At 63.6% G+C, this 18,733-nt stretch carries 17 protein-coding genes; 2 read left to right on the top strand and 15 right to left on the bottom strand.

Annotated features, from left to right (window positions below):
- Window positions 1-65 precede the first annotated feature (65 nt).
- Window positions 66-452, top strand: a complete 387-nt coding sequence (locus tag L610_RS16800) for a hypothetical protein (RefSeq protein ID WP_144706470.1) — start codon at window positions 66-68, stop codon at window positions 450-452.
- Window positions 453-455: 3 nt separating this feature from the next.
- Here L610_RS16800 and lpdA read toward each other — a convergent pair whose 3' ends face one another.
- The 15 genes from lpdA to rimM all read right to left on the bottom strand — a co-directional run bounded on the left by lpdA (window position 456) and on the right by rimM (window position 17,683).
- Window positions 456-1,862: a dihydrolipoyl dehydrogenase gene (lpdA, locus tag L610_RS16795; RefSeq protein ID WP_144706467.1), complete on the bottom strand. Its 1,407-nt coding sequence runs from the start codon at window positions 1,860-1,862 to the stop codon at window positions 456-458.
- A 295-nt stretch (window positions 1,863-2,157) separates the two neighbouring features.
- Window positions 2,158-3,327, bottom strand: a complete 1,170-nt coding sequence (odhB, locus tag L610_RS16790; RefSeq protein ID WP_144706465.1) for a 2-oxoglutarate dehydrogenase complex dihydrolipoyllysine-residue succinyltransferase — start codon at window positions 3,325-3,327, stop codon at window positions 2,158-2,160.
- Between the two features lie 42 nt (window positions 3,328-3,369).
- On the bottom strand, window positions 3,370-6,357 hold the full coding sequence (locus L610_RS16785) for a 2-oxoglutarate dehydrogenase E1 component (protein WP_144706463.1): 2,988 nt from the start codon (window positions 6,355-6,357) through the stop codon (window positions 3,370-3,372).
- Between the two features lie 147 nt (window positions 6,358-6,504).
- The gene (gene sucD / locus L610_RS16780) at window positions 6,505-7,407 is read right to left on the bottom strand and encodes a succinate--CoA ligase subunit alpha (RefSeq protein ID WP_144706462.1); all 903 of its coding nucleotides are present in this window, start codon (window positions 7,405-7,407) and stop codon (window positions 6,505-6,507) included.
- A 6-nt stretch (window positions 7,408-7,413) separates the two neighbouring features.
- Entirely contained in the window at window positions 7,414-8,610 is a 1,197-nt protein-coding gene (sucC, locus tag L610_RS16775; protein ID WP_024847156.1) for an ADP-forming succinate--CoA ligase subunit beta, read from the bottom strand.
- 9 nt (window positions 8,611-8,619) lie between these two features.
- Entirely contained in the window at window positions 8,620-9,588 is a 969-nt protein-coding gene (gene mdh, locus L610_RS16770) for a malate dehydrogenase (protein WP_024847157.1), read from the bottom strand.
- A 207-nt stretch (window positions 9,589-9,795) separates the two neighbouring features.
- Window positions 9,796-10,989: a cell division protein ZapE gene (gene zapE / locus L610_RS16765; protein WP_144706460.1), complete on the bottom strand. Its 1,194-nt coding sequence runs from the start codon at window positions 10,987-10,989 to the stop codon at window positions 9,796-9,798.
- 94 nt (window positions 10,990-11,083) lie between these two features.
- Complete coding sequence (locus tag L610_RS16760; RefSeq protein ID WP_144706458.1) at window positions 11,084-11,635, bottom strand: protease inhibitor Inh/omp19 family protein; 552 nt, start codon at window positions 11,633-11,635, stop codon at window positions 11,084-11,086.
- 157 nt (window positions 11,636-11,792) lie between these two features.
- Complete coding sequence (locus tag L610_RS16755; RefSeq protein ID WP_144706456.1) at window positions 11,793-12,989, bottom strand: GGDEF domain-containing protein; 1,197 nt, start codon at window positions 12,987-12,989, stop codon at window positions 11,793-11,795.
- Between the two features lie 148 nt (window positions 12,990-13,137).
- On the bottom strand, window positions 13,138-14,547 hold the full coding sequence (gene leuC, locus L610_RS16750) for a 3-isopropylmalate dehydratase large subunit (protein WP_024847161.1): 1,410 nt from the start codon (window positions 14,545-14,547) through the stop codon (window positions 13,138-13,140).
- Window positions 14,548-14,772: 225 nt separating this feature from the next.
- Window positions 14,773-15,294: an MgtC/SapB family protein gene (locus L610_RS16740; RefSeq protein ID WP_024847162.1), complete on the bottom strand. Its 522-nt coding sequence runs from the start codon at window positions 15,292-15,294 to the stop codon at window positions 14,773-14,775.
- Between the two features lie 137 nt (window positions 15,295-15,431).
- Window positions 15,432-15,923 carry a 50S ribosomal protein L19 gene (rplS, locus tag L610_RS16735; protein WP_024847163.1) on the bottom strand — a complete coding sequence of 164 codons (492 nt, stop codon included), beginning with the start codon at window positions 15,921-15,923 and terminating at the stop codon, window positions 15,432-15,434.
- Between the two features lie 169 nt (window positions 15,924-16,092).
- Window positions 16,093-16,446: a DUF4260 domain-containing protein gene (locus tag L610_RS16730; protein ID WP_024847164.1), complete on the bottom strand. Its 354-nt coding sequence runs from the start codon at window positions 16,444-16,446 to the stop codon at window positions 16,093-16,095.
- Window positions 16,443-17,138, bottom strand: a complete 696-nt coding sequence (gene trmD / locus L610_RS16725) for a tRNA (guanosine(37)-N1)-methyltransferase TrmD (protein ID WP_144706452.1) — start codon at window positions 17,136-17,138, stop codon at window positions 16,443-16,445. The genes L610_RS16730 and trmD overlap by 4 nt, the downstream gene beginning before the upstream one ends.
- On the bottom strand, window positions 17,135-17,683 hold the full coding sequence (rimM, locus tag L610_RS16720) for a ribosome maturation factor RimM (RefSeq protein ID WP_024847166.1): 549 nt from the start codon (window positions 17,681-17,683) through the stop codon (window positions 17,135-17,137). The genes trmD and rimM overlap by 4 nt, the downstream gene beginning before the upstream one ends.
- Before the next feature lie 98 nt (window positions 17,684-17,781).
- Here rimM and L610_RS16715 point away from each other — a divergent pair, with 98 nt between their 5' ends.
- Window positions 17,782-18,720: a tyrosine recombinase XerC gene (locus L610_RS16715; RefSeq protein ID WP_024847167.1), complete on the top strand. Its 939-nt coding sequence runs from the start codon at window positions 17,782-17,784 to the stop codon at window positions 18,718-18,720.
- The last annotated feature ends 13 nt before the right edge of the window (window positions 18,721-18,733 follow it).

Here is an 18,733-nt window from a genome sequence, read left to right as displayed (position 1 = left end):
GGAACCGCCTTCGAAGTCAGCGCGTTAGGGTGGCGAGATGGGGGCAACGAACGACGGAGAGTATGATGACTGATCCGAGAAACACCGACCCCCGCCTGGACCCAAACGTTCCGCGCCCCGGCGCGCCTTACAGCGATCCCGCTGCTGATCCGCTGATCAATGATCGGCCGATCCCTGCTGATCGCGGACGTGGCGGCCTTATCGCCGCCGGCGTTATAGCAGTCCTGCTGGTGATTGCGCTGATTGCATTCAACACCGGCCCTTCCACTGACCCGGGCACGACTGCGGTAATCCCGGAGCAGAGTGAGCAGGCACCGGCCAATGATGCGCCGAGCGTGGCTCCGACCACACCGGATGCAACGGCCCCTGCCCCGGCAACGCCGGCACCGGCACCAGAGGCAGCTCCGGCTCCTTCGGAACCTGCCGCCCCGGCACCCGCACCGGCGCAGTAATTATTACATGTGGATCGGCTTGAAGAAGGTCGCGAGAGCGGCCTCCTTCACCGCCTCGGACATCGTCGGGTGGGCATGGCAGGTACGGGCCAAGTCCTCCGAAGAACCGCCGAACTCCATCAGGACCGCGGCTTCATGGATCATCTCGCCGGCGCCGAAGCCGACGACGTGAACGCCGAGGATGCGATCCGTAGCCTTGTCAGCCAGCACCTTCACAAAACCTTCCGTCTGCAGCATCGCGCGAGCACGTCCGTTCGCCGAGAACGGGAACTTGCCGACATTGTAGGGAACGCCTGCAGCCTTGAGCTCTTCCTCGGTCTTGCCGACAGAGGCAACCTCGGGGCTGGTGTAGACCACGCCCGGGATGACCTCGTAGTTGACGTGGCCAGCCTGGCCAGCAAGGCGCTCGGCGAGGGCAACACCCTCTTCCTCTGCCTTGTGCGCCAGCATGGGGCCGGCAATGACGTCGCCGATCGCAAAGATGCCCGCCACGTTGGTCTGGAGATGCGCGTCGACGACGACGCGGCCGCGCGGGTCGAGCTCCACGCCCACCTTGTCGAGGCCAAGGCCGTCCGTGTACGGCTTGCGGCCGGTCGCGACGAGCACTGCATCGGCCGTGAGCGTAACGGCGTCACCGCCCTTTACAGGCTCGAAGGCGACCGATGCGCCCTCTCCTTCCTTCTTCACGGCAGTGACCTTGGCGCCAAGCTTGAAGTCCATGCCCTGCTTGGCGAGCATGCGCTGGCACTGCTTGGAGACTTCGCCATCCATGCCGCCGAGGATAGTGTCGAGATACTCGACGATCGTGACCTTGGCGCCGAGACGTGCCCAGACCGAGCCGAGCTCGAGGCCGATTACGCCGCCGCCGACGACCACCAAGTGACCCGGAACCTTCTCGAACTGCAGCGCGCCCGTCGAAGTGACGATGACCTTCTCGTCGAACTCGACCGGCACGCCGGGAATGCCGGCAACGTCGGAGCCGGTGGCTATGACGATGTTCTTCGCCTCGATTTCCTGCGTCTTGCCTGCGGCGTCAGTGACGACGACCTTGCCGGCGGCCGCGATCGAACCCGTTCCATGGAACGTGTCGATCTTGTTCTTCTTCATCAGGAAGACGAGACCCTTGGTGTTGGACTCGACGGTGCTGACGCGGTGCGCCATCAGCTTCTCGAGGTTCACCTTCGGCTCGGAGATCTCGATGCCGAGGGAATCGAAAGAGTGGCGTGCCTCAAGCAGCATTTCGGTGGCGTGCAGCAGCGCCTTGGAGGGAATGCAGCCGACATTCACGCAGGTGCCGCCATAGGTGTCGCGCTTCTCGACAATGGCGGTCTTCAGGCCAAGCTGGGCTGCCTTGATGGCGCACACATAGCCGCCAGGACCTGCACCGATGACAACGACATCATAGCTCATGACAAATTCCTTCCTTCACGCGAGCCTCGCGCTCGCTGCTACATTCCCCTGAGGTGCCTGCCTTACAGATCGAGGCAAACCGCACCAAGATCAAGCATTGCGTGGCGGCAGCGCCAATGCCCGTTCATCCGAACGGCGGGGCAAGCCCCGCCGTGAACTCAACTCATCATTCCGACCCAGCCGGAACGTATGAGAAAGGCGGCGTGAAGGGCAGGTCCTCGCCAATCAACCGGCTTTCGCCGACTCTCAGCTGGGGCTTGCCCGGCATCGCCGCCTTTCAAGCTTTCGCTCGGCCTTAGAGGTCGAGAACGAGACGCTCCGGATCCTCCAGCGTCTCCTTGACGCGAACGAGGAAGGTCACGGCTTCCTTGCCGTCGACGATGCGGTGATCGTAGCTGAGCGCCAGGTACATCATCGGACGGATGACGATCTGGCCGCCGACGACAACCGGACGCTCCTGGATCTTGTGCATGCCGAGGATGCCGGACTGCGGCGCATTCAGGATCGGCGTGGACATCAGCGAGCCGTAGACACCGCCATTCGAGATGGTGAAGGTGCCGCCCTGCATGTCGGCGACCGAGAGCTTGCCGTCACGCGCGGCAGCGCCGAGGCGGCCGATTTCCTTCTCGATCTCGGAGATCGACATCTGGTCGGCATCGCGGACGACCGGGACGACGAGACCCTTGTCCGTGCCGACGGCAACGCCGATGTGGCAGAAGTTCTTGTAGATGATGTCGGTGCCATCGATCTCGGCGTTGACCGCGGGGATCTCCTTCAGCGCGTGCGTCACGGCCTTGGTGAAGAAGCCCATGAAGCCGAGCTTCACGCCGTGCTTCTTCTCGAACAGGTCCTTGTACTTGGCGCGCAGGTCCATCACCGGCTTCATGTCCACCTCGTTGAAGGTGGTGAGCATGGCGGCGGTGTTCTGGGCGTCCTTCAGGCGGCGCGCGATGGTCTGGCGCAGCTTGGTCATGCGGACGCGCTCTTCGCGCACAGCGTCGGCCTCGTTCGTCGGGGCACGAGCCGCGACCGGAGCAGCAGCAGGAGCTGCAGGAGCGGTGACACCCTTGGCGATGGCGTCGAGGACGTCGCCCTTGAGCACCTGGCCGCGCTTGCCGGAGCCGGCGATCTGGTCGGTCGAGATGCCAGCCTCGGCGGCAGCCTTGGCAGCCTCGGCCTTCGGTGCTTCAGCCTGCGGCGCAGCAGCCGGGGCGGACGCGGCAGCGCCGGCACTACCGATCATGCCGAGCAGAGCGCCCGGCTCGACGGAGTCGCCTTCGTTTGCGGTGATTTCCGAGAGGGTGCCGGCGGCAGGTGCCGGGACCTCGATCGTCACCTTGTCGGTTTCCAGTTCCACCAGCGGCTCGTCGGCAGCGATGGTATCGCCGACCTTCTTGAACCACTTGCCAATGGTCGCCTCGGAGACCGATTCACCGAGAGTGGGCACGCGAATTTCGGTAGCCATTGTTCTGTTCCGTTGCCTTCTTCGCTTCAGTGGTTCCGTTGGTTAGTTGCCCAGAGCATCTTCGAGGAAAGCCTCGAGCTGCGCCAGGTGCTTGGACATAAGGCCGGTCGCCGGCGAGGCGGCGGCAGGACGTCCAGTGTAGCGAGCACGCTTGTGCTTGGCGTCGATGTGACCGAGCACCCATTCCAGATAGGGCTCGATGAACGACCATGCACCCATATTCTTGGGCTCTTCCTGGCACCAGACCATCTCCGCGTTCTTGAAACGCGACAGCTCGTTGATGAGCGCCTTGGCCGGGAACGGATAGAGCTGCTCGACGCGCAGCAGGTAGATGTCGTCGATGCCGCGCTTCTCGCGCTCCTCGTAGAGGTCGTAGTAGACCTTGCCGCAGCAGAGCACGACCCGGCGGATCTTCGAATCCTTCACCAGCTTGATCGGCTGGTCCTTGAGATACTCCGCATCGTCCCACAGCAAGCGGTGGAAGGTCGACTCACCAGCCATCTCCGCGAGCGTCGAGACTGCACGCTTGTGGCGCAGCAGCGACTTCGGCGTCATCAGGATCAGCGGCTTGCGGAAGTCACGCTTCAGCTGACGGCGCAGGATGTGGAAGTAGTTCGCCGGCGTCGTGACGTTGGCGACCTGCATGTTGTCTTCCGCGCAGAGCTGCAGATAGCGCTCGAGGCGGGCGGAGGAGTGCTCCGGACCCTGGCCCTCGTAGCCATGCGGCAGCAGGCAGACGAGACCCGACATGCGCAGCCACTTGCGCTCGCCCGACGAGATGAACTGGTCGAACACGACCTGTGCACCGTTGGCGAAGTCGCCGAACTGGGCTTCCCACAGAGTCAGAGCGCGCGGCTCTGCGAGCGAGTAGCCGTATTCGAAGCCGAGCACTGCCTCTTCCGAAAGCATCGAGTTGATGACTTCGTAGTTCGCCTGCTGCGGCCCGAGGTGGTTCAGCGGGATGTAGCGGCGCTCGTCGCGCTGGTCGTAGAGAACCGAATGGCGCTGTGAGAAGGTGCCGCGCTCCGAGTCCTGACCGGACAGGCGGATCGGATGACCTTCCATCAGGATCGAGGCGAATGCGAGCGACTCGGCGGTTGCCCAGTCGATGCCCTCGCCCGTCTCGATCGCCTTGCGACGGTTCTCGAGGAAGCGCGCAATCGTGCGGTGCACCTCGAAGTCGCCCGGGACATCGGTCAGCTTCTTGCCGAGTTCCTTGAGCGTCTTGAGCGGTACGGCGGTCTTGCCGCGGCGCTGCTCGTCCTGGTTGTCGGCAGCACGCAGCCCCGTCCAGGCGCCGTCCAGCCAGTCGGCCTTGTTCGGCTTATAAGCCTGACCGGCCTCGAACTCGGCCTCAAGATGCGCGCGCCAGTCGGCCTTCATCTTGTCGATTTCGGCCTGGGTGACCAGACCCTCGGCGATCAGCTTGTCGCCGTAGAGCTGGACGGTCGTGCGGTGCGCGCGGATCGCGCGGTACATCATCGGCTGGGTGAATGCCGGCTCGTCGCCTTCGTTGTGGCCGAAGCGACGGTAGCAGAACATGTCGATGACGACCGGCTTCTGGAACTTCATCCGAAATTCGGTCGCGATCTTCGCAGCGTAGACGACTGCTTCCGGATCGTCTCCATTCACATGGAAGATCGGCGCCTCGATCATCTTCGCGACGTCGGACGGGTAGGGCGACGAGCGCGAGAAGCGCGGATTGGTGGTGAAACCGATCTGGTTGTTGATGATGAAGTGGATCGTGCCGGCAACGCGATGACCGCGCAGGCCCGACAGACCAAGGCACTCGGCTACGACGCCCTGCCCCGCGAACGCGGCGTCGCCGTGGATCAGCAGCGGCAGGACCTTGGCGCGCTCCTCGATCGGAATGACTTCCTCGCGGGTGCGGCCGAAGATCTGGTCCTGCTTGGCGCGGGCCTTGCCCATCACCACCGGGTTGACGATCTCAAGGTGCGACGGATTCGCCGTCAGCGACAGGTGCACCTTGTTGTTGTCGAACTCGCGGTCGGACGAAGCACCGAGGTGGTACTTCACGTCGCCCGAGCCTTCCACGTCGTCCGGAGCGAACGAGCCGCCCTTGAACTCGTGGAACACGGCGCGGTGCGGCTTGCCCATGACGTTCGTCAGAACGTTGAGGCGGCCGCGGTGAGCCATGCCGAGCACAATTTCCTTCATGCCGAGATGGCCGCCGCGCTTGATGATCTGCTCGAGCGCCGGGATCAGCGACTCGCCGCCGTCAAGGCCGAAGCGCTTGGTGCCCTTGTACTTGACGTCGATGAACTGCTCGAAGCCCTCAGCCTCGATCAGCTTGGAGAGGATCGCCTTCTTGCCTTCCGGGGTGAAGGTCACGCCCTTGTCCGGGCCCTCGATGCGCTCCTGGATCCATGCTTTCTCTTCCGGGTTGGAGATGTGCATGAATTCGACGCCGAGGGTCGAGCAGTAGGTGCGCTTAAGGATGTCGAGCATCTGCCGGACGGTGGCGTATTCCAGGCCCAGCACATGGTCGATGAAGATCGGCCGGTCGTAGTCGGCTTCGGTGAAGCCGTAGGTCTCCGGCGAAAGCTCGTTATAGTCTTCCTTCGCTTCGGCGAGGCCGAGCGGGTCGAGGTTCGCGTGCAGGTGACCGCGCATGCGGTAGGCGCGGATCATCATGATGGCGCGGACGGAATCGCGGGTCGCGCGCAGCAGGTCGGAATCAGAAAGGGTGGCGCCGTTGGCGGCTGCCTTCCCCTTCACCTTCTTCTCGAAGTGCTTCTCGACCTGGCCCCAATCGCCGTCGAGCGCCGAGACGAGTTCGTTGCGGGCCTCGACCGGCCAGTTCTTCCTGGTCCAGGAGGCACCTTCCGCGCTCTTGATGACGTCGTTGGCATCATCCTTCAACGCGGCAAAGAAATCACGCCATTCGGGGTCAACCGACGAAGGGTCCTTCTGCCACGCCGCGTAGAGCGTCTCGATGTAGTCGGCGTTGCCGCCGTACAGGAACGATGTAAGCGAAAATTGATCGTTCGCTTGGTCTTGCCGCGCCATTGTCAATCCTTTGGGAGCTCGCGCTCCTTCTCCGTATCCGACGGCCTGAATGGTGCCCAGGTCCGCGTAGCCAATTCCCCTCGGGCCGCTGTTGCCCCATCTGTCACATGTAATGCGCCGGGCTGATGGCAGCCCGGCGCAGAATGATTAGCCCTTGATCGCTTCGACGAGCGTCTTGCCGAGGCGAGCCGGCGACGGGGAAACGCGGATGCCCGCAGCTTCCATCGCCGCGATCTTGTCCTCGGCGCCGCCCTTGCCGCCCGAGATAACCGCGCCGGCGTGGCCCATGGTGCGGCCGGCCGGAGCCGTACGGCCAGCGATGAAGCCGGCCATCGGCTTCTTACGGCCGCGCTTGGCCTCGTCGATCAGGAACTGGGCAGCGTCTTCCTCAGCCGAGCCGCCGATCTCGCCGATCATGATGATGGACTCGGTTGCCGGGTCGGCCAGGAACATCTCGAGGACGTCGATAAACTCGGTGCCCTTGACCGGGTCGCCGCCGATACCGACAGCGGTGGTCTGGCCGAGGCCCTCGTTCGAGGTCTGGAACACTGCCTCATAGGTCAGTGTGCCGGAACGCGAGACGACGCCGACCGAACCCTTGCGGAAGATGTTGCCCGGCATGATGCCGATCTTGCACTCTTCCGGGGTGACGATGCCGGGGCAGTTCGGGCCGATCAGGCGCGACTTCGACTTCTCGAGCTTGGCCTTGACCTTAACCATATCCGCAACCGGAATGCCTTCGGTGATGCAGACGATCAGCTCCATCTCGGCCTCGATGGCCTCGATGATCGCGTCGGCAGCGCCTGCCGGCGGAACGTAGACGACCGAAGCGGTCGCGCCGGTGCGGTCACGGCCCTCGGCGACCGAGGCGAAGATCGGCAGGGTTTCGCCCTTCGAGCCGGTCCAGTTCTCGCCGCCCTTCTTCGGGTGGATGCCGCCGACCATCTTGGTCCCGAAGTAGGCGAGAGCCTGTTCGGTGTGGAAGGTGCCGGTCTTGCCGGTAAGGCCCTGAACCAGAACCTTGGTGTCCTTGTTGATCAGAATAGACATCGCGGATCAGTTTCCCTTCACGGCCTTGACGATCTTCTGGGCGGCATCGTCGAGATCGTCGGCCGAAATCACGTTCAGGCCGCTCTCGTTGATGATCTTCTTGCCCAGCTCCACATTGGTGCCCTCGAGGCGGACGACCAGCGGAACCTTCAGACCGACTTCCTTGACGGCTGCAACCACGCCTTCGGCGATGACGTCACACTTCATGATGCCGCCGAAGATGTTGACGAGGATGCCCTCGACGCGCGGATCGGCGGTGATGATCTTGAACGCAGCTGCGACCTTCTCCTTGCCAGCGCCGCCGCCGACGTCGCAGAAGTTGGCCGGCTCAGCGCCGTAGAGCTTGATGATGTCCATGGTTGCCATGGCAAGGCCTGCGCCGTTGACCATGCAGCCGATGTTGCCGTCGAGCGCGACATAGGCGAGGTCCCACTTGGAAGCCTCGATTTCCTTGACGTCCTCTTCGGTCTCGTCGCGCAGCGCCTTGATGTCCTCGTGGCGGAACAGCGCGTTCCCGTCGAACGACACCTTCGCGTCGAGGACGCGCAGGCGGCCATTTTCCATGACGATCAGCGGGTTGATCTCGAGGAGGCTCATGTCCTTCTCGACGAAGGCCTTGTAGAGGAGCGGGAAGAGCTTCTTGCCGTCCTCGGCAGCCTCGCCGGTCAGCTGAAGCGCGCTGTTGAGCTTCTCGAGGTCAGCGTCGGTAACACCCGTCTCCGGGTCGATCGCGACGGTGAGGATTTTCTCCGGGGTTTCCTCGGCGACTGCTTCGATGTCCATGCCGCCTTCGGTCGAGACGACGAAGGCAACGCGGCCGACGGTGCGGTCAACCAGCAGCGAGCAGTAGAGCTCGCGGGAAATGTCGGCGCCGTCCTCGATGTAGAGGCGGTTCACCTGCTTGCCGGCCGGGCCGGTCTGCTTGGTGACCAGCGTGTTGCCCAGCATTTCCTTCGCGTTGGCAACAACGTCCTCGATCGACTTGGCGAGGCGGACACCGCCCTTTGCGTCAGCCGGGAGTTCCTTGAACTTGCCCTTGCCGCGGCCGCCAGCATGGATCTGGCTCTTCACCACATAGAGCGGTCCTGGAAGCTGCTTTGCCGCAGCTTCCGCCTCGTCCGCGCTGAAGATCACGACGCCGTTGGCAACCGGCGCGCCGTATCCCTTCAGCAGCTGCTTGGCCTGGTATTCATGAATGTTCATGCGTAAGCCTCACTTCTCGCCAAGGTTCGGCGCGATACCGATGCAGGCTTCGCAGAGGCCGCGCACCGAATTCACCGAGTTTTCGAACATCTTCTGCTCTTCCTTGTTCAGGTCGATCTCGATGACGCGCTCGACACCGCCGGCACCGATCACGGTCGGAACGCCGACATAGATGTCGTCGAGGCCATACTGACCCGACAGGTGGGCAGCGCAAGGAAGAACGCGCTTCTTGTCCTTGAGGTAAGCTTCGGCCATGGCGATAGCCGAGGAAGCCGGAGCGTAGTAGGCCGAACCGGTCTTGAGCAGGCTGACGATCTCGGCGCCGCCGTCACGGGTGCGCTGAATGATCTGGTCGAGCTTTTCCTGCGAGGTCCAGCCCATCTTGACGAGGTCCGGCAGCGGAATGCCGGCGACGGTCGAATAGCGAGCCAGCGGAACCATGGTGTCGCCGTGGCCGCCGAGAACGAAGGCGGTGACGTCCTCGACCGAGACGTTAAACTCCTGCGCCAGGAACAGGCGGAAGCGGGCGGAGTCGAGAACTCCGGCCATGCCGACCACGTGGGTCTTCGGCAGGCCCGAGAACTTCTGCAGCGCCCAGACCATCGCGTCGAGCGGATTGGTGATGCAGATGACGAAGGCGTTCGGTGCGTACTTCTTGATGCCGGCGCCGACCTGCTCCATGACCTTCAGGTTGATGCCGAGAAGGTCGTCGCGGCTCATGCCCGGCTTGCGCGGAACACCGGCGGTGACGATGCAGACGTCCGCGCCTTCGATTGCCGAGTAGTCGTTCGCGCCGACGTAGCTGGCGTCAAAGCCGTCAACCGGGGAAGACTGTGCGATGTCGAGGCCTTTGCCCTGCGGGATACCTTCCGCGATGTCGAACAGGACGACGTCGCCGAGTTCCTTGAGGCCGATCAGGTGGGCGAGAGTTCCGCCGATCATGCCAGAGCCGATGAGGGCAATCTTATTGCGAGCCATGTGATGGTTTCCCCTGTGTGCCGCCGGCAGCGCCGGCTGAAACGGAAATGCCGAAACTGATCCTCGGACACGGGAGGCCGTCCGAAATCCGGTTTCCGCATACAGCTATAAGCGGAAAAACTCAACCGGATCTTACGACACCAGTTTTTTCAATCGTTTAGAACCAAAATAACTTACGTAAAAGTAAGAATTTTTGGTCTCATTCCGTCAAACTTCCTCAGCCTCGTCCAAGATGGCGGCAGCATTGCGGCTGCGCACGGCGTCCAGCCACTCCCGGCTCTGCATCTCGGTGAGGCGGGAGGCTGTGCGGGCGAACTCGAAGCTCTCTGTGCCGATCGTCCCGGTATAAAGCTTCTCCGGGACGGTCTCGGCGCTGGCGACGAGACGCATGTGCTGGTCGTAGAGCGTGTCGACGAGGAGGATGAAGCGCTTTGCCTCATTGCGCTGGGCCTGCGACATCACCGGAATATGGTCGACGAACAGGGTGTCGTAGCGGGCGGCAATGGCGAGGTAGTCGCGCGCACCGAGTGGCTTGGCGCAAAGATCGCTGAAAGAAAAGCGCGCGGCGGTGCCGGCTGCGCGCGGCACATGGATCTCGCGGCCCTTGAGTTCGATCGTTGCCGGTTCGACCTTGCGGCCAGCGGTCACGGTTTCCCAGGCCTCGTCCATCCGCCGGTCGGTCTGGGGTCCAAGCGGGGTCAGGTAGACCTGCATGCGGTCGAGCTTGCGGCGACGATAGTCAGTGTCGCCGTCGAGGCTCATGATGCGGGCGTTCTGCTCGAGAATGCCGATGAACGGCACGAAGAGCGCGCGATTGAGGCCGTCGCGGTAGAGATCGCGCGGGGCGACGTTCGAGGTGGCGACGAGAACGACGCCTTCCTCGAACAGGCTCGAGAACAGGCGCGACAGCACCATGGCGTCGGCAATGTCGGTGACGGTGAACTCGTCGAAGCAAAGCACCCAGGCCTCCTCGGCAAGTTGCCTTGCGACGGGCGGGATCGGGTCCTTTTCCTTGGTCTCGCCGCGCTTGAGCTTCTCGCGGTGCTTCTGGATCCGGTCGTGGACGTCGGCCATGAAGTCGTTGAAGTGGGCGCGTCGCTTGCGTCGCACGGGCACCAGTTCATAGAACAGGTCCATCAGCATCGTCTTGCCGCGGCCGACCTCGCCGTAGACGTAGAGGCCTTTTACCGGTTCCTTCGCCGGACGGCGCTTGCCGAACAGCCAGCCGAGAGCGCTGGACTTCTTTGCCAGCCGCTTGGTCGCGATTTCCTCGATGAGCTTGTCGAGCGCCTCGATGACGGCGATCTGCCTTGGATCGCTTTTCAACACACCGGTGCTTTCGCGGTGATCGTATTCTTCACGCACGGTGCGAAAGTCCGACAGACCGTCGAACGAGGACATGCGGTTACCCTTATCCGATTTGCAAATCACCGCGCAGCGGGTGCGCGGTGACGAGGAAATTCATCGATACAGGTTGTTGGGGCAAGTGCCCGGCCTAGCGCGACAGGGAGACGGGCTGGCCGCTCGTGGTCTGGCCGTCGAAGCGGCTGCCGCCCGAGGAGTAGAGGCGGGCAAGAACGCTGCCATTGGCGTCGTAGAGCGCGAGCTGCTTGCCTTCGACGTTCCACGACTTCACGCCGTCGAGCGGGGCAGGGCAGCGCAGCGGGCCGGCGCGGTAACCCTGGCCGAAGCGGGTCTGCGGGGTGGCGATACGGCAGCTCTGGCCGGCGACGCTGGCGTTCCAGACGCCTGCGACGGAACCGGATGAGATCTCGGCTGCGCCCTGCTCGAGAGCAGCGACTTGGGTGTTTTGACCCGACGGCATGTTCTCTGCGCCCGGAGCGGCGGGGAACTGCGAGGGATCGGTCATGCCCGGCTGTGCCGGCGGCGGAAGCTCACCTGAGGTCACCTGTCCGGCAGGGGCCGCTGCAAGAGGAGCCGGACCCGCGGGACGGGCGCTGTACGGCGAAAAACGTTCACTCTGGCAGCCCGCCAGCGAAAGTGCGAGAAGGGAGGTGAAGACTACGCCGCTCGTCCTGAAATCCATGAATTCCTCCGTCGGGGCCACTGTCGCCCGGCAGGCATCTAAATTCTTTGAATCGCCAAGATAATGGCGATGACCGCTACAATCCAACAATTGTGGTTAAAGAAGGGTTCGTGAGGCGTTTTTGCAACAGATGCGGACGCCGGAATTAGCCGCGCGCCTACGCCGCTGTTTCCTTCATAGGATAGAGCCCGACATTGTCGCCGTCGGGGGCAACGCGGACGCAATCGCGTCCGGCCTTCTTCGCTTCATAGAGCGCGGCATCCGCGCGCGAGACCAGGTTCTGCAGGCTCTCGCTGCCGGTCCACTCGGCAACGCCAAAGCTTGCCGTAAGCCGGTGCTCCGGCGGCAGGCACGGCAGCTTGAGCACGCCCAGTGTCGTGCGGGTGCTTTCCGCGAACAGTCGTCCCACGGCGCTGGTGGCACCCTGGAGCAGCACCGCAAATTCCTCGCCGCCAAGACGGGCGACGAGGTTGTGGGGCCCGACGCAGTCGCGCAGGCAAGTGGCAAAGGCAGCAATCACCGCGTCGCCGGTGGCGTGCCCGAAGGTGTCGTTGATCGCCTTGAAGTGGTCGATGTCGCAAACGACGACCGCGAGCGGCGACTTGCGGCGGGTGGCGTTGCGCAACATCTCTGTTGCACGTTCCTCAAGCCCGCGGCGGTTGAGCAGGCCGGAAAGCGGGTCGGTCTGCGACTCCTGGCGCAGTTCATCCATCAGGTCGAGCGCGATCGCGGTGATCAGCAGCAGCGAAAAGAGCAGCAGGAACATCGACGACGAGACGGACATCGTCGTCCAGTAGATTGAGTTATGGAACCCTTCGTAGCTCGTGTAGGGTCCCTCGATGTACACCGCGACGACCGGCCTGACGAAGTAGGACAGACCGAAGAAGGTCGTCAGCGCAACGAGCAGTTTGTCGACGAAGCGGAAGGTGCGCGACGAGCTCCTTATTTCGACGGCGATGACCAGCGAAATGGCTCCCACTGCGAAGTTGATCGCGTAGACGCGTCCGGTGATGTCCGGATCGACGACCAGGTACCAGAGGAAGGCGATGAAGCCCGCTGCGCCGAAGATCCCGGTCCTTGCAACCGGGGTCCGGCAACCGAAGCGCGCCAGAGAGCCCGTGGCAAGCCCGGTACCACCCGCCAGCAACAGCAGGTTGGACAAAAGCTTCGTCAGGGTGAGATTGAAGAGGGTGAAGTATTGAAGCAGGAAGCCGAAAGACAGGGCCAGGAAGGACGCGGCCATCACGGCAATAAAATGCCGGTCACGCTGGTTCCACCACAGCATGAAGAATGCTGCGGCGAAGACAAGCGACATGCCCGGATTGATCAGTGCTGTGAAAGCGCCTGTATCCACCCCCGAGGCGACTCCCCCTTAGTTCCAGTCAGGTTCACCGGTTAGCAGAGAAGCGCCAATAACCGGTTAAGCCGGGTGGATAGATGCGATGGAAATCTCGAGAAGTCGCGCGGGCGAAGCCGGGTGACCCCGCCCGCGCGAAAAAAGCTTACTGCCACTCGCGAATGTCGACGAAGTGGCCGGCAATCGCTGCCGCTGCTGCCATGGCCGGCGACACCAGATGGGTGCGGCCCTTGAAGCCCTGACGGCCCTCGAAGTTGCGGTTCGAGGTCGACGCGCAACGCTCGTACGGCTTCAGGCGGTCATCGTTCATGGCAAGGCACATCGAGCAGCCCGGCTCGCGCCAGTCAAAGCCAGCCTCGATGAAGATCTTGTCGAGACCCTCGGCCTCGGCCTGTGCCTTCACTAAACCCGAGCCCGGAACGATCATTGCGTTGACGGTCGGGGCGACCTTCTTGCCCTCGACGACCTTGGCAACGGCGCGCAGGTCCTCGATGCGGCCGTTGGTGCACGAGCCAATGAAGACGCGGTCGATGGCGATGTCCGTCATCTTGGTTCCGGGCGTCAGGCCCATGTACTCGAGCGCGCGCTTCTTGGAGTTGCGCTTGTTCTCGTCCTCGATGTCGTCCGGGTTCGGCACGACGCCGGTGACGGAGACGACATCCTCGGGCGAGGAGCCCCAGGTGACGATCGGCGGCAGCTTGGCGGCATCCAGCACCACGACCTTGTCGAAGTGCGCGCCTTCGTCGGACTTCAGCGTCTTCCAGTATTCGAGCGCCATGTCCCAGGCCTTGCCGTGCGGCGCGCGCGGCTTGTCCTTGATGTAGGCGAAGGTGGTCTCGTCCGGCGCGATCAGGCCTGCGCGGGCACCGCCCTCGATCGACATGTTGCAGATCGTCATGCGGCCTTCCATCGACAGCGAGCGGATGGCCTCGCCCGCGTACTCGATAACGTAGCCGGTGCCGCCTGCGGTGCCGATCTCGCCGATGATGGCGAGCACGATGTCCTTAGCGGTGACGCCTTCCGGCAGCTGGCCGTCAACGCGGACCAGCATGTTCTTCGCCTTCTTCTGGATCAGCGTCTGGGTCGCGAGAACGTGCTCGACCTCGGAGGTGCCGATGCCGTGTGCCAGCGCGCCGAACGCGCCGTGCGTCGAGGTGTGCGAGTCACCGCAGACGATGGTCATGCCGGGGAGGGTGAAACCCTGCTCGGGGCCGACGATGTGAACGATGCCCTGACGGATGTCGTTCTCGGAGTAGTACTCGATGCCGAAGTCGTGGGCGTTCTGCGCAAGCGCCTCGACCTGAATGCGGCTTTCCTCGTTCTTGATACCGTTCTTGCGGTCCGGCGAGGTCGGAACGTTGTGGTCAACGACCGCAAGCGTCTTCTCCGGCTGGCGCACCTTGCGGCCCGTCAGGCGGAGGCCTTCGAAGGCCTGCGGGCTGGTCACCTCGTGGACGAGGTGGCGGTCGATGTAGAGCAGGCAGGTGCCGTCGTCCTGACGATCGACAACGTGATCGTCGAAAATCTTGTCATAGAGGGTGCGCGGTGCGGTCATTTTGCGTCAATCCGTCGATATGGAAGCTGGAAGAGGCCGGGTGTGGCCGGAAAAAAAGCAAATACGCTCAGGCTAGGGCGCCAAGTAGCGCGGCGGAAATGCGGGCATAGAAACGCGCCGGCAGGCGCTTCACGTCCTGCAGCACAAAATGCTTGTAGCCCGGATGTCCGAAAAGTTCTTCCATGGGGAGCCTAATACCAGCGTTTGGCATCCCCGACAATGAGTTCAATTGGCGCGATCGGCCCGATCGCTCTGATGTGACGAAGAGGGACGTTCCGGAGAGATCATCTTCTCGAACGGATGCAGCAATCCCAGCACGATCACGGCCAGAACCGTGACGAATGACGCGACCTGCCAGAAACCGAGGCCGGCTGCCAGCCCCACTGATCCCGCGAGCCAGAGGCCGGCGCCGGTGGTGAGGCCTTTCACCTGGCCGCGCGCGACAATGATCGTTCCGGCAGCTAGGAACGCAACACCTGCTGTGACCGCCTCGATGAGCCGCAGCGGGTCCTGACGCGCGCCGTCGTCTTCGAACTGCGGCGAGTGGACGATCTCAATGCCGATGATGGTGAAGGAAGCCGCCGCGAGCGCGACGAGGATGTGGGTGCGGAGACCGGCCGGGTGGTTGCGCCACTCGCGCTCGAAGCCGATGACGGCGCCCAGCAGGGTTGCAATGGCAAGCCTCGCGGCGATGACGGTGAAGGGCAGCCAGGTCGCGTGACCGATATCGTCCAGAATGTCCTGCATATGCTCCCCTCAGCAGCAAGAGCGGCGGGGAGGAAACGCGGTGGCTGTTGGGCGGTTCCGCAGGAAGAAGATGAAGGCCTTGCCACAAACCAAAATGGCGGCCGAAGCCGCCATTTCTGACCCTTGCGGGGAAATTCTTATTCGCCGGCAGCCTCAGCAGCGGCCTTCTCGGCAGCCAGAGCCTCGGCAGCAGCGATCTTCTCAGCCTCGATGCGGGCGCGCTCGGCCTGCAGCGCCTCACGCTCAGCCTCGTTCAGCTTGCGAGCACGGGTGCCGGTGTTCTCGACGATACGAGCCGACTTACCGCGACGGTCGCGCAGGTAGTAGAGCTTGGCGCGGCGGACCTTACCGCGGCGGACGACTTCTACGCCCTCGACCAGCGGCGAGTAGACCGGGAACACGCGCTCGACGCCTTCGCCGTATGAGATCTTGCGGACGGTGAAGTTCTCCTGGAAGCCCGAACCCGAACGCGCGATGCAAACGCCTTCGTAGGCCTGGACGCGGGTACGCGAACCTTCGGTCACGCGAACCAGAACGCGGACGGTGTCGCCCGGCTGGAATTCCGGAAGCTTACGCTTGGCTTCGATCTTGGCGGCCTGTTCGGCCTCGAGCTGACGAATGATGTCCATCGTCCTGATCCTTCATTCTTCTCAAACAGCCAGAGCGCTCGACACTTGCCACATCAGTCTTTGCCGTGTGGCTATGCCCTAGGGCAGGAGCGGTGCACCATTCTTTGGTTGGCGGAAGTCCGGCACTTACCCGGAACTGCGGCGGCGATACACAATTTCGGTGGAAAGATCAACTGCCGCCGATGCGGCCAAGATGCGTATCCTTGAAACCAGTTTCGTATTTGAGGCCGTAGCCCTGCGCGCGGTCGAACGCGATGTGCGCCGCCCAGATGATCGCGACCGAATAGCCGAGCTGCCAGTCGATGAGCCAGCTTGCGCCGGCGAGCAGCACCACGCCGATCCAGCTATGCATTGCGTTGTAGACGACGGCGCCGATGCGCGCGCCGGCGAGATAGGCGGCAAAGCTCAGGTCAGGCGCGAAGAAGAGGATGGCGAAAAGCCACCAGCTCGCACCCGACTGCGCGTAGAGCGCGACGAACAGCACCAGCAGCGCCAGCTGCTCCAGGCGAAGCACAATTTTCACTTGATGTCCTTGTCGGCAAGAAGATCGGGACGGCGCTCGCGCGTGAGCTTCAGCGCCTGTTCGCGCCGCCATGCGGCGATCCTGGCGTGGTTGCCCGAGGTAAGCACTTCCGGGATCGGCATGTCCTCGAAGACCTGCGGGCGGGTGTAGTGCGGGTGCTCCAGCATTCCGCTCTCAAAGCTCTCTTCGTCGCCCGAGGCTTCGTTGCCCATGACGCCGGGCAGGAGGCGGACGATCGCATCAAGAACAATGTGCGCAGCCGGCTCGCCGCCTGAAAGGATGTAGTCGCCGATCGAGACTTCCTCGAGCTGGCGAGCGTCGATGACGCGCTGATCGACGCCCTCGAAGCGGCCACAGACGATGACGACGCCAGGTCCCGCCGCCAGTTCGCGCACGCGCGCCTGGTTGAGCGGCTTGCCACGTGGGCTCATCAGCAGCCTTGGGCGCGGATCATCGGCAGGGGCGGCCGCGTCAATGGCGCGGGCCATGACATCGGCACGCATCACCATGCCGGCGCCGCCGCCGGCCGGCGTGTCATCGACCGAGCGGTGCTTGTCGATGGCGAAGTCACGGATCTGCACCGTCTGCAGCGACCAGGTGCCGGCTTCGAGCGCGCGGCCCGCAAGCGACATGCCAAGCGCGCCGGGGAACATTTCTGGATAAAGGGTGAGGACCGTTGCCGCGAAGGTCATTCCGCCTCGCCTTCCTCTTCATCCTCGTCATCGACGAGGCCCGCAGCAACGCTGTCGATGCGGATGTAGCCGCCGGACACGGACACTTCCGGGATCGCGGCGAGCGTGAAGGGGATCATCACCGAACGGCGGCCGGACAAGTTCGCCTCGAGGATGTCGCCGCCGCCAAAGTTCTGGATCGCGATGACCTTGCCGATCTTCGCCCCGGTCTCGTCGCGGATTTCGAGGCCTATCAGGTCGGCGTGGAAGAATTCTTCCTCGTCGAGCTCCTCGTCTGGCAGCACGGAGCGGTCGACATAGAGGGCAACGCCGTTAACCGCCTCGGCCTGTTCGCGGGTCGTCACTTCCTTGAAGCGGACGACGACGATGTTTTTCGCCGGGCGGATCGCTGCGACGGTAAATGTGCGGCCGTCTTCGGAGGTGAGGGGGCCATAGTCCCCCAGCGCCAGCGGATCGGCAGTAAAGGTTTTCACCCGCAGTTCGCCCTTCACGCCGTGGGGGGCGCCGATGACGGCCATCTGGACCGGTTTGTCGAGTTTCTTCATCAGGCGTCTCTACCTTTGCGCTCGGCCGGTTTCAACGCCGGCCGGTGTTTCGCGTGCTCTTCATTTCCCGCTAACCATGCGTGCTGCAAGATCAGGCCATGGAGAATTTTCTGATTCCTGCAAAGCCGGACCTGCAGCAGGCACGCCTGGAGTGGCTGAACGCGCTTGCCTCCGAGCGGCGGTTGTCTCCGCTCACCGTCGAAGCCTATGAGCGCGACACGCGCCAGTTCCTGCAGTTCCTGACCGGATATCATGGCGATGCGCCGGGGATCAGCGACATTGCTGCGCTCAAGCCCGCGGACCTGCGCGCCTTCCTGGCTCAACGGCGCAATGACGGGGCAGGGGCCCGCTCGCTCGGAAGGGGCCTCGCCGGCATCCGCTCGTTCCTGCGCTTTCTCGAACGCAAGGGACTGGCCAATGCGGCTGGCGCAAACGCGATGCGCGCGCCGAAGCAGCCGAAGTCGCTGCCAAAGCCGCTCACGGCAGCCGATGCGAAGAAGGTGGTCAACGCCGGCGAACAGCTTGCCGAGGAGCCGTGGATCGCGGCGCGCAACGCTGCGGTGCTGACGCTGCTCTACGGCTGCGGCTTGCGCATTTCCGAGGCGCTGGGGCTTGCGGGAGACGAACTGAAGGACGAGACGCAGTCGGTGCTGCGCATCACCGGCAAAGGCGGCAAGACGCGGCTGGTGCCGGTGCTGCCTGCCGCGATCCGCGCCGTCAGCGAATATCGAAAACTCTGTCCCTACGATCTTGACGGCGACGCACCGCTGTTTCGCGGGGCGAGGGGAGGGCCGCTGCAGCCGGCGATCATCCAGCGCGAGATGCAGAAGCTGCGCTCGGCGCTCAACCTGCGGGACACGGCGACCCCGCATGCGCTGCGCCATTCCTTCGCGACGCATCTGCTGGCCAAGGGCGGCGACCTGCGCACGATCCAGGAACTGCTCGGCCACGCGAGCCTGTCGACCACGCAGGTCTATACCGGCGTCGATACCGCGCGCCTGCTCGACATCTACGACGCCGCGCACCCGCGCGCCTGAACTCGCCGTATTG

This window comes from Aminobacter sp. J44 (genome assembly GCF_007829415.1).
Taxonomy (GTDB): domain Bacteria; phylum Pseudomonadota; class Alphaproteobacteria; order Rhizobiales; family Rhizobiaceae; genus Aerobium.
The sequence above is the reverse complement of the archived record's forward strand: the minus strand, read 5'-3'. Positions and strand labels throughout refer to the sequence as shown.